10 protein-coding genes and 4 pseudogenes are annotated in these 10,140 nt (G+C 59.6%); 10 read left to right on the forward strand and 4 right to left on the reverse strand.

Features of this window, described 5'->3' with window-relative positions; genetic code table 11:
* Positions 1-77 precede the first annotated feature (77 nt).
* Positions 78-986: an ABC transporter permease gene (locus NKJ08_RS37090; protein WP_352786160.1), complete on the forward strand. Its 909-nt coding sequence runs from the start codon at positions 78-80 to the stop codon at positions 984-986.
* A 187-nt stretch (positions 987-1,173) separates the two neighbouring features.
* Positions 1,174-1,999: pseudogene (locus NKJ08_RS37095) on the forward strand (undecaprenyl-diphosphate phosphatase).
* 2 nt (positions 2,000-2,001) lie between these two features.
* Here NKJ08_RS37095 and NKJ08_RS37100 read toward each other — a convergent pair.
* The 3 genes from NKJ08_RS37100 to NKJ08_RS37110 are packed head-to-tail and all read right to left on the reverse strand — an operon-like array spanning position 2,002 to position 2,630.
* The gene (locus NKJ08_RS37100; protein ID WP_352451998.1) at positions 2,002-2,175 is read right to left on the reverse strand and encodes a transglutaminase-like cysteine peptidase; all 174 of its coding nucleotides are present in this window, start codon (positions 2,173-2,175) and stop codon (positions 2,002-2,004) included.
* Positions 2,147-2,335 carry a transglutaminase-like cysteine peptidase gene (locus NKJ08_RS37105; RefSeq protein ID WP_352495720.1) on the reverse strand — a complete coding sequence of 63 codons (189 nt, stop codon included), beginning with the start codon at positions 2,333-2,335 and terminating at the stop codon, positions 2,147-2,149. The genes NKJ08_RS37100 and NKJ08_RS37105 overlap by 29 nt, the downstream gene beginning before the upstream one ends.
* Entirely contained in the window at positions 2,298-2,630 is a 333-nt protein-coding gene (locus tag NKJ08_RS37110; RefSeq protein WP_156937521.1) for a transglutaminase-like cysteine peptidase, read from the reverse strand. Before NKJ08_RS37110 ends, NKJ08_RS37105 begins: the two co-directional genes overlap by 38 nt.
* Between NKJ08_RS37110 and NKJ08_RS37115 the strand changes: the two are divergent.
* The 8 genes and pseudogenes from NKJ08_RS37115 to NKJ08_RS37150 all read left to right on the forward strand — a co-directional run bounded on the left by NKJ08_RS37115 (position 2,622) and on the right by NKJ08_RS37150 (position 9,744).
* Positions 2,622-2,959: pseudogene (locus NKJ08_RS37115) on the forward strand (transglutaminase-like cysteine peptidase). The gene NKJ08_RS37110 and the pseudogene NKJ08_RS37115 overlap by 9 nt on opposite strands.
* A gap of 198 nt (positions 2,960-3,157) precedes the next feature.
* Positions 3,158-4,108: a DUF1402 family protein gene (locus NKJ08_RS37120; protein ID WP_031213457.1), complete on the forward strand. Its 951-nt coding sequence runs from the start codon at positions 3,158-3,160 to the stop codon at positions 4,106-4,108.
* 340 nt (positions 4,109-4,448) lie between these two features.
* Positions 4,449-5,573, forward strand: a complete 1,125-nt coding sequence (locus NKJ08_RS37125; protein ID WP_352786161.1) for a DUF2333 family protein — start codon at positions 4,449-4,451, stop codon at positions 5,571-5,573.
* Between the two features lie 135 nt (positions 5,574-5,708).
* Positions 5,709-5,867 (forward strand): hypothetical protein, encoded by a 159-nt coding sequence (locus tag NKJ08_RS37130; protein ID WP_352786162.1) that lies wholly within the window; start codon positions 5,709-5,711, stop codon positions 5,865-5,867.
* Between the two features lie 156 nt (positions 5,868-6,023).
* Positions 6,024-7,177 (forward strand): annotated as a pseudogene (locus NKJ08_RS37135) (Tn3 family transposase).
* Positions 7,141-7,287 (forward strand): hypothetical protein, encoded by a 147-nt coding sequence (locus NKJ08_RS37140; protein ID WP_280952151.1) that lies wholly within the window; start codon positions 7,141-7,143, stop codon positions 7,285-7,287. Before NKJ08_RS37135 ends, NKJ08_RS37140 begins: the two are co-directional and overlap by 37 nt.
* Before the next feature lie 58 nt (positions 7,288-7,345).
* A pseudogene (locus NKJ08_RS37145) lies at positions 7,346-7,636 on the forward strand (ABC transporter permease subunit); the annotation flags it as partial.
* A 281-nt stretch (positions 7,637-7,917) separates the two neighbouring features.
* Entirely contained in the window at positions 7,918-9,744 is a 1,827-nt protein-coding gene (locus NKJ08_RS37150) for a heavy metal translocating P-type ATPase (protein ID WP_352508712.1), read from the forward strand.
* A 165-nt stretch (positions 9,745-9,909) separates the two neighbouring features.
* Here the strand turns inward: NKJ08_RS37150 and NKJ08_RS37155 are convergent.
* The coding region (locus NKJ08_RS37155; protein ID WP_352786163.1) for a sulfotransferase at positions 9,910-10,140 on the reverse strand (231 nt) is incomplete at its 5' end.

Below are 10,140 nucleotides of genomic sequence, written 5' to 3' on the forward strand. Positions count from 1 at the left end.
GCTCGTACTTCATGCCCAAGCGGGTCAAAGCGGCCCGCATCTGAATCCTGCCTCTGTCAAGCAAGGACAGTCGTGCGGTGCTCGTGACGCTTACGGTCGACGGACTGGGCGGCGTCTCCGAAGGACGCACGTTCGAGAAGCTCGGCGAAGCGCTTGTCGGAGCGTCCGTGGCGAAGAACATGGGAAGCCGCTTTCACCCGGCGCACGGCCAGGTCCGCCAGGCGACCGCAATGCACAATGATGTCACCTACGCGGTCGTGGGACGGCTGAGGCCGACCGGTACCGCCTGGGACCGAGCCGTCATCGTTCCGATCGAAGCGGTCTGGCACATTCATGAACGCGATCGGGCGGGAACAGGATCGCCGCTCCTGCAGGCTGCCGCCCAAGGGGCCGCAGAGACAAGCGAGTTCGACCAGCCGATCCATCCGGAGGCCGTCCTCGATCCATCCACACCCGGCCTGCCAGCCATCGTGGTGAAACCGCGTACGGTCGCTGACGCCTATAAGCTGCGACAGGCGCACCGCAACGATCGGACCGTCGCGATCTTCCCGGGCGAGGTGCTGACGAGGCTGTACGGGACGCTCGGCGATGCGCGACGCGTGCTTTCCTTGGTGGCCGGCGGAGCGCAGGCGCTTGTCGCCGCCGCGATCCTGCTTGTCGTGGTCCTTCACGTCATGCAGCGGCGCCGGCAGATTGGTGCCTTGCGCGCGTTCGGGACGCCGCGCGCGGTGGTGTTTGAAATCGTCTGGCTGGAGACGTTCGCAATCATCGCAGCAGGGGTGCTTCTCGGCTTCGGGCTGGGCTACACGGCCGCCAGGACGGGTGCGCACCTCTTGAGCGGAGCCAGCGGCTTTACATTGCCGGTCGAGTTCCGCAGCGAGGACTGGCAGTCCGCCCTTGTGTTATTGGCTGTCACGGGTCTGATCGCTCTGGTGCCGGCGATGCTTGCATACCGGCAATCGCCGGCGCAGGCACTCAGAAACTGAACCGATTTGTGCTCATCAAAAATTCTCACCGCAGCCCGAATTAGGAAACTGCTCGTCCTTGCAAACGGTTTCGTCAAAGCCAACAAAACCTATGCCCAACGCTCTATCGCGATTGACACCCAAGACAGTCGTCGGTTCAGGTTGCCGGAAGATCGTGACGGACGCAAAGGAAGTGCAATTGGCTGAAATCGGGTGGAGCGAGGCGGCGATCCTAGGAGTGGTTCAAGGACTGACGGAATTTCTTCCGATCTCCTCAAGCGCGCATTTGCGGATCGTTGGTGAATTCCTGCCACCGGCCGGCGATCCCGGCGCCGCATTTACCGCCATTACGCAGATCGGGACCGAGATCGCGGCCCTGATCTATTTCCGCCATGACATTATCTGCATCATCGCCACATGGCTGCGTTCCCTGGCCGGCCGCCGTGAACGGCTGGACCCGGATGCCCGCATGGGATGGCTGGTGATCATAGGAACCCTGCCGATCGGCATCCTAGGACTATTGCTGAAGAACCTGATCGAAGGTCCGGCCCGCAACCTCTATCTCACGGCAACCATGTTGATCGTCTTCGCTGGTTCTCGCGGCCGCCGACCGGCTGGGCGCCAAGCGCAAGGCTTTGCGCGATCTGGGCTGGCGGGACGGCTTTCTGTTCGGCGCCGCCCAGGCGATGGCCCTCATCCCGGGCGTTTCGCGATCGGGAGGCACTATAAGCGCCGGACTGCTGATGGCTTACACGCGAGAGGCCGCCGCCAGGTATTCGTTCCTGCTGGCGATACCTGCCGTGCTCGCCTCAGGCTTCTTCCAGCTCTATGCGAGTTGGGGGGCAGACAGTCCGGTCGGCGCCGGTCCGACCGCGCTGGCCACCCTGCTGTCCTTCGCGGTCGGCTATGTCGCGATCGTGGGTTTTCTGAAGCTAGTCTCGACGCGCAGCTACATACCCTTCGTCTATTATCGGATCGGGCTCGGCGCCTCGATATTTCTGCTTCTTGGCGCCGGTCTCCTGTCAGCGTCCTGAGATTATTTCGTGCCGCTGACGAGAATGTTCTGTTGGGATTCGATCGCTTCCCAATGGCCGGAGTTGGATCGCGACTGGCGCTTCAGGTAGGTATATCCGGTGTCCGACCACAGCAGGACCTTCGGCTCCAGATTGTCGAGAATGAAGTCACCGGCGGTCGTGTTGACGCTCAGCATCGCGTGCCCCTCGCCGCTCGACTGCCTGACCACCGTTATCCAAAAGGTTTTGCGGGGGCACGCCCTGTCTCATCAGTTCGCGACGTTTTTCCAGCACGATGTCGTCGCAGTCGCCAAATCCCTTATAGGGATACTCCCATTTCTCCTCGACACCGGGTATCTATGTCCGTCATGGCCATGATCGTCGTGTTGGCCCTGTTGTTGATTTCGATCAGCGTCTCACACAAGGAGCGGGTCAGTTCGACGGGCTTCGGGTCGCGCGTGACGATCGAGCAATCATCGCGATAGTTCCGACAGTATTCGTAATGACCGATCGCTGCGTTGTCCGTCCGTTTGTTCGCATGAATGTGAGCTGCCCTGCATTCGCCGACCATGACCGATGACTTTTGCGATCGCTGGTAGGCGTCAACGTATCCGTAAACCACCGCGTCAAGCCGGTGAGCGACATGGAACACAATGGAGTTCCAGAATATTGGTCCTATCCTGACGATAATCTGGGTGATTGCGAGGATTATGCACTGGAAAATCGGCGAACGCTGATGCGAAAGGCCTTCGCGTCTCCAGTCTGCTCTTGACGGCAGTGCGCAAGTCCGATGGCGAAGGGCACGCTGTATTGGCGGTTCGAACCGACAAGGGCGATTTCATTCTCGATAATCTGACCAATAGGGTTCGTCCCTGGTACGAGACGAACCATCACTACCTGAAGCGCCAAGCGGAATACAACACGAGACGGTGGGTTTCCATCTTAAGCGAAGACAATCTTCTCGTCGGCGCGCTTAGGTAACGCGATGCCGAACATTTTTTCCAGCGTCCTTGCATCCGAACATCCGAACACCTTGCCGGCTCGCAAAACCTCCGCCTCTCTGTTATAGGCTCGAAAGCACACTGCCATGACCATATGACGGCACACTCTGCATCCCTTCACGGAGCCGGAGGCTGCCAACGGAGCCTCATGCCAACAGCCAAGCTGCAGCCCTTTTTCATGACGGTGACGATCGTTGCAACTTGTGTCGGAACGGCCCCAGCCGTGGCGCAGACTGTCACAGTCGTCCCGACGGGCAATCGTCTTGCCGAGCAACCGGTGATCCCAAGAGCGTCCGCGCTTCGTTCCAAGGCATTCAACACGACGTACGAGGAGAAGTATCGGGCCATAACCGCCTTGATACGGGACGACCGCAAACTCGTCGGCAAGATCAGGAAGGCGGCGCTCGCCTATGGCATCGATCCGATCCACATCGTCGCGGCTCTCGTCGGAGAGCACACCTACAATATCAGCGTGGTCGACTCGGTTCAGACCTATTACGTCAAGGCGCTCGCCTATGCCGATCTGAAGTTCTCCTTCAGCTACAGGGGCACTCCGGTCCAGTCATTCGTCCAGCGGCCCGAATTCGCATCCTGCTCTTCTCTCGAAAGCAGCGCGCTGATTTGGAGCTGCCGTGACCAGGTCTGGGAAGAGACATTCCGGGGTCGCAAGGTCGATGGCGTCGACTACGAACCCATCACGTTCCAGCGGGCCTTCTTCCAACCCTTCTATGCGGGGCAGACCTTCGGCCTGGGACAGATAAGCCCGCTTGCAGCCCTGCAGGTCACAGACATGGTCAGCCGGGTCAGCAAGCTTCCCCGATTGTTGCCCGATCGCCCGCAGGCGATCTATCGCGACGTCATGGATCCTGATCGCAGTCTTGTTTACATCGCCGCGATCATCCGGGATTCGATCGATGCCTATCGGGAACAGGGGTTCGATATATCCGGTAATCCCGGAATCACCGCCACGCTCTACAATGTTGGCCAGCCGCGCAGACGTGCACGTGAGTTGAGGCAAGCCGTGACCGACAAGACCGGCCGCACCCTGCCCGTCGAGAACTATTACGGCTGGCTCATCAACGACAGGCTCGAAGAACTCAAGGCGCTTCTCACCGATGGCACGAAATGATCGTGGTTGGTGGCCGGACACTCGCGAACCTGCGTCGGATGGCAGGACAGATTTATGCCGGAAAAGCTGGCTGTCATGAGACCAATTCCGCTTGCATTTGGCGAACATCTATCGACATCAGATGGAAGCAAACAGTGCACTCAAGCGAACTCATAAAGCGCGCCGGAATTGCCGGTCGCGTGCAAGATGGCCAAGCGAGGTATCGTGTGTCGATAACCATGCGGCTCCAAACTGAGAATGGCTTACCCAGCGCGACGCTCTGAAAACCACATATTTGAAAGACAAGGTGGCGTTTGGCATGCGCCTCTACGGCTTGACTGACTGAGGGGGTGACATCGCCATGCTTGATCCGATCGTGAATTTCTTCACCCGGATTTTCCAGTGGATCGGCCGCGGCATCGGCTTAGCCATCGGCGTCATCCTGTGGCCGTTCGTGTGGGCCGGGCGTTGGTATACGCAGCGCGGCTGGATCCTGAAGGCAGTGGTCGGCCTGGCGCTGCTGATGCTGATCGGCCTCTACGCCAATTTCTTCTACGCCACCCAGTGGTGGAACAATTTCAACCCGAACTATCCCGACACCTATATATTCGAGAAGCGCAACCTGTCGGCCGGCGAGCAGGTCGCCGCCGGTGCCGGCACCGACGCCGCCAGGACCTGTGGCAATTCGGCGATCGCCCAGTTGGCGGCCGACCTGACCGACTTCAACGTCAACCAGAATGCCTGGGTGTCGTCGATGATCCTCTACAAGCTCGGCCTGTTCGGCATCGACTGGGACCACACGCCGTGGATGGACAACAAGGCCTCGTTCCAGCGCGGCATCAACCAAGCGGTGCGGCGCACGGCGACCGAGCTTGCCGACAATCTCGGCCGCGTGCGCACCACTTCGCAGATCGACGCCGATCTTCAGGACGCGCGCGGCAATCTGCAGTTCGATGAAGAGACCTGGTATTTCGGCCTGAACCCGTTCGGCCCGAAGACGCCGACGCCGAGCTACTATCGCGATGCGGTGCGCAAGCTGCGCGCCTTCAACGCCCGGCTGGAAACCTGCCAGACGGTGTTCGATGCCCGCGCTGACAATCTCAAGCAGTATATCGACCGCATCTCGTCCGACATCGGTTCGACCTCGGCGATCCTCAAGGAGCGCGCTGAGCACTACAACAATGGCTGGTTCGACACTCGCGCCGACGACCGCTTCTGGTTCGCCTATGGCCAGCTCTATGCCTATTACGGGCTGATGAAAGGCGCCGAGGCCGATTTCGAGGACGTGATCAACGAAAAGCACCTGCAGAGCCTGTGGGACACGATGGACTCGCAGTTCGTCTCGGCGCTGCGCATCCAGCCCTTCATCATCGCCAATGGCCGCGAGGATGGCTGGCTGTTGCCGAATCACCTAACGACAATTGGCTTCTACATGTTGCGCGTGCGCTCGAACCTGGTCGAGATCAGCAACGTTCTTGCGCAGTAACTCGGTGGATGAAGCGCTCGAGGGCATCGAGGCATTGGGACCGGTAACTTCTCTGGGGTGAGCGCGGCCACGATTTGTTAGCGCCGACTGGGCCATCACCGTTACTTTGTTTAAGGCGGCGGCGATGGCGGTGGAATGGACGATCACGATCGAGAGCAGGAACGAATTCGGCGATGTCGAAACGAGGTCCGGATCGACAAAAGCGATGAGCGTCCGCGTGGCGGAGACCTTGACCTGTCGATCGAGGATGGCAAGAAGATCATGACCGCCCTGCAAACAGCGGTCGCGACCTAGGAGGCGAAAACCTACACCCTGTTTCGACGGGTCTGTCCGGATTGCCACAATTTTCGGCCAGTCAAGGACTATACGACGCGTCGAATTCAAACGGTGTTCGGCACAGTGGAGGTTCGCAATCCCCGCTGGGTGTTGTGCCGGGATTGCCATCCAGGGATGGACGCCGCATCCAATGATCGAGGTTCCCGACCTGTGAGGGAAGTGCATGAATGGACCGGCTTTGCGGATAGCTTCACGCATGTTCGCATCGGCGACGTCCCAAGAAATGTCTCGGCCATGCTGGCCGGCGTACTGGCGGATGCGACCAACCTTGGTCCGAAACGGATGGCCAGCGCGTCCAAAGGCATCAGCGCTCACCAGATCAGTTGGATGAGAACCTTCCATGCACGGTCGGAGACCTACCGCGCGGCGCAGGCCTGCGTGACGGACGCACACACCCGCCATCCGCATTCTCGCCTTTGGGGCAATGGCACGACGTCATCATCTGACGGCCAATTCTTCCGCGCGAGCGACCGAGCCGCAAAGCGCGGCGACATCAATCTGCATTACGGCAGCGAACCCGGCTCAAAGTTCTACAGCCACCTTTCCGATCAGTACGGCTACTTCAGCATTCTGCCCATCAGTCCGACCGAAAGTGAGGCTGCTTATGTGCTCGATGGGCTATTCGATCAGGACACGGTCCTCGACATCCAGGAACACTTTACCGATAGGGGCGGCGCGAGCGATCACATCTTCGGTCTGTTCGCCCTCATAGGCAAACGCTTCGCGCCGCGACTGTGCAACCTCAAGGACCGGAAATTCCACACGTTCGAGAAAGGCGATGCATACCCGGCGCTGTCGAACCACATCGGGGCGCCGATCAACACCACCCTGATCCTCGAGCACTGGGATGATCTCCTCCATCTGGCGGCGTCGATCACCACGCGATCCTTAGTGCCGTCCACGATCCTGAAGAAACTATCCGCATCTCCGAAGGAAAGCCAACTCGCACGAGCGCTACGGGACTCGGCCGGGTCGAGCGATCGCTGTTCATGATCGAATGGTACTCAAGTTCGGCGCTACGCCGGCGTTGCCAGGCCGGCCTCAACAAGGGTGAGGCTGCGCATAAGCTGAAGCGCGCCGTTTTCTTCCACGAGCGTGGTGAAATCCGTGACCGGTCGTTCGAAAGCCAGGCGTTCCGCGCCTCCGGCCTCAACCTCGTCGTCAGTGCGATCGTAGGAATACGGTCTATATCGAACGGGCCGTTACCTACTTACGCAAAACGCATCGCGAGATTCCGGATCATCTGCTCAAGCACGTATCGCGGCTGAGTTGGGAGCACATCAACCTGACCGGCATCTACACCTGGGATGCAGAACATCAGATGCCTGAAGGATTCCGTTCGCTCAGACTTCCGGCTCGGTTACGCCACGCCGCATGACGTTCATGCTCCGTTCGACGTTAGCGTGTCGCTGGGAACGGTTCTTGTTCCGACCCCCTACTCGCTGGGTTACACAAGCAGCCAACTGTTCCGACGGGTCCTATTTCCCCAGGTGGCCCTCACGGCAATTCCCGAGCTGACCACCTCGATGATGGTCATCATGAAGGCGCTTTCACTCGGATTCGCCATCGAGGTCGTCGATATCTTCGCGCAGTCCCAACTGACCGCCGCGCTGAACTTCTACTACCTCGAAGCCTTTGTGATTGCCGTCGTGATCTACATGGTGATCGCCTATGTCGTCATACAGATCGCCGACAGGCTGGAGCAATCCCTCCGGGTGTGGACGTGAGGCATGCATGTGGGACAGGATCGCCAAGCTTCGGGATTACTCTCGTCACGGTAGGGGCCGCCGACCGTCGCGCGCGCTGGGCGCGCTATTTCTCATCGCCGTTGGCCTCTATGTCGGATACCATGGCTGGACAGGACTATCCGCCGCGGGGGCCTGATGCGCTCATGCTTCAACCCAAGACCGCAATCCGAGATAGCGAGCCAATCATGAAATCCGAGACAGCAGCCACGGAAAGCGTTGAGCCGGCGCCTAAGACGGTTCCATCGGGTTGGCGAGTGTTGATGACGCGCGAACGCTGGACCGAAGTCGCGCGCATCCTTTTTACCGGCTTGATGGCGTTGCTGTATTGGCAGCAGCTCATTCCAATACAAGCCTTGTGGGTGGCGGTTGCCATCGGCTTGTATCCGCTCGTCAAGACCGGCGTCGTTGATCTCGTAAAAGAGCGCAAGATCGGTACCGAAATATTCGTCACCATTGCCACGGTGGTGGCGCTGATCGGAGGCGAGACCGTCGCCGGCGCGGTCCTCATGGTGATCATTTTGATCGCGGAGTTCATCGCCGATGTGAATATGGAACGAGCGCGAGCCTCGATCAAAGACCTGATCGGCTCAGTGCCGCAGGTGGCGCTTGTGCGGGACGCAGGTGGCGAACGCATGGTCCCGATCGAGAATTTGCGCGCGGGCGACGTTGTCTTGGTGCGGGCCGGCGAGAAGATCCCGGTCGATGGCACCGTCGTCGGTGGAGCGGCTTCGGTCAACGAAGCATCGATCACAGGAGAGAGCATTCCGAAGGACAAGAGCGATGGCGCCGATGTCTTTGCCGGAACCATCGTCGAATCCGGCGCCCTCGACATCGAGACCGAGAAGGTTGGTGCCGACACCACCTTTGCCCGCATCATCAGTCTGGTCGAGAATGCCGAAGCGGAACAGGCACCCGTCCAGAAACTGGCGGATAAGGTCGCGTCATGGCTGATCCCGGTCGTGCTGATCTTCCTCGTTGCGGTTTATCTTTATACCCGCGACGTTCGGATGATCGTCACTCTGCTGATTTTCACATCACCTGCCGAACTCGGATTGGCGACTCCTCTGGTGATTATCGCAGCCATTGCGCGAGCCGCACGCAGTGGAATTCTGGTCAAGGGGGGCGTCTATCTGGAGTCTTTGGCCAAGGTCGACGTCCTGGTGTTCGACAAGACAGGCACCCTGACGGCGAACAAGCCCGAGGTTGTCGGCGTGGAGATGCAGGACGGCACGCTTTCGGAAGCTGATCTGATCAGCCTTGCCGCCGCCGCCGATCGGCGCTCCGCTCACCCCTTGGCGAAAGCGGTCGTCAACTATGCCGCCCGGATGAAAATCGATGTCCCGGAACCGGAGCAGTACGAGCAGTTGCAGGCGCGCGGTGTGAAGGCGACGGTCTCCGGACGCACCGTGCTGGTCGGGAATGCATTGTTGTTGCGCGAGGCCGGCGTGCCGCTTTCCGATGCGATCGAAAAGGGCGGACAGACGCCGGTTCACGTCGCGGTCGATGGGAAATTCGCTGGCGTGATTTTTATTGCCGACACATTGCGACCAGGTGCGCGCGAAGCGCTGGCAAAGCTCCGTGCAACCGGGGTCAAGCGCATGGTGATGGTGACGGGTGACAATGAGGCCACAGCGCGGACCATCGCCAACGAGCTCGGCGTGGATGAAGTGCGTGCCAATCTGATGCCGCAGGACAAGGTCGCCGCCATCGCCGAATTGCAAAAGCAGGGCCATCGCGTGGCGATGGTCGGCGACGGGATCAACGACGCGCCGGCGCTGGCACGCGCCGATGTCGGCATTGCGATGGGGGGCGGCGGCACGCAGGCAGCGCTGGAAGCCGCCGACATCGCATTGATGAAGGATGACCTGGCAAGAATTGTCAGCGCCCGCGCGATTGCGCGACGCGCTTACCGGACAATTCAGGAGAATATCTTCGTCGGCGTTGGTGTTGTGCATGTTTTGGGCATTACCGCAGCGCTGATGGGCTGGATCGGTCCTATCCAGGCAGCGATTTTGCACTTGGGGCCAGATGTCCTGGTGTTCCTGAATTCGGCAAAACTGCTGCGCGTTCGAATCCAAGATGTTTAAGCGCATCTCTTTGAAGCCTAAGGCTTCGAACCGAACTAGCCAAAGCGGTCATTCGATTCGTCCGATCGGATGACTGCTACTGGCGCATGTGGTCGGTTGGCGCGTTCATAGATCAGATTGCCTGATGAGGCTCGGGAAGGTCCGGCCGGGGTGGAAAACCGCCGTTCAGCGCCCTATGCGAGCACGAAATTCGGCAGTCGAATTGGTGCGTGGAAACGGTTCGGAAGGCAACTGTACATCGAGAAAGGCACAAAGCGGCTCCCATCCTTCGGAGACTTGATACGTGAGAAGGCGTTCAGGCGGCAGCGTTGATTTCACGGAAGCGTTATGTGCTTCATAGACAGCGATTGCGTGATCACGGTTATCAAATCGACCGCCAAAGACAGTGTTTCCAAC

The organism is Mesorhizobium sp. M0244 (assembly GCF_040321795.1).
Lineage (GTDB): Bacteria > Pseudomonadota > Alphaproteobacteria > Rhizobiales > Rhizobiaceae > Mesorhizobium.

Excerpts from the sequence above, each read along its gene's own strand:
- NKJ08_RS37100 (WP_352451998.1), bottom strand. The coding sequence starts at position 2,175 with ATGCTGAGCGTCAACACGACCGCCGGTGACTTCATTCTCGACAATCTG.
- NKJ08_RS37120 (WP_031213457.1), top strand. The coding sequence starts at position 3,158 with ATGACGGTGACGATCGTTGCAACTTGTGTCGGAACGGCCCCAGCCGTG.
- NKJ08_RS37125 (WP_352786161.1), top strand. The coding sequence starts at position 4,449 with ATGCTTGATCCGATCGTGAATTTCTTCACCCGGATTTTCCAGTGGATC.
- NKJ08_RS37130 (WP_352786162.1), top strand. The coding sequence starts at position 5,709 with ATGGACGATCACGATCGAGAGCAGGAACGAATTCGGCGATGTCGAAAC.
- NKJ08_RS37150 (WP_352508712.1), top strand. The coding sequence starts at position 7,918 with ATGACGCGCGAACGCTGGACCGAAGTCGCGCGCATCCTTTTTACCGGC.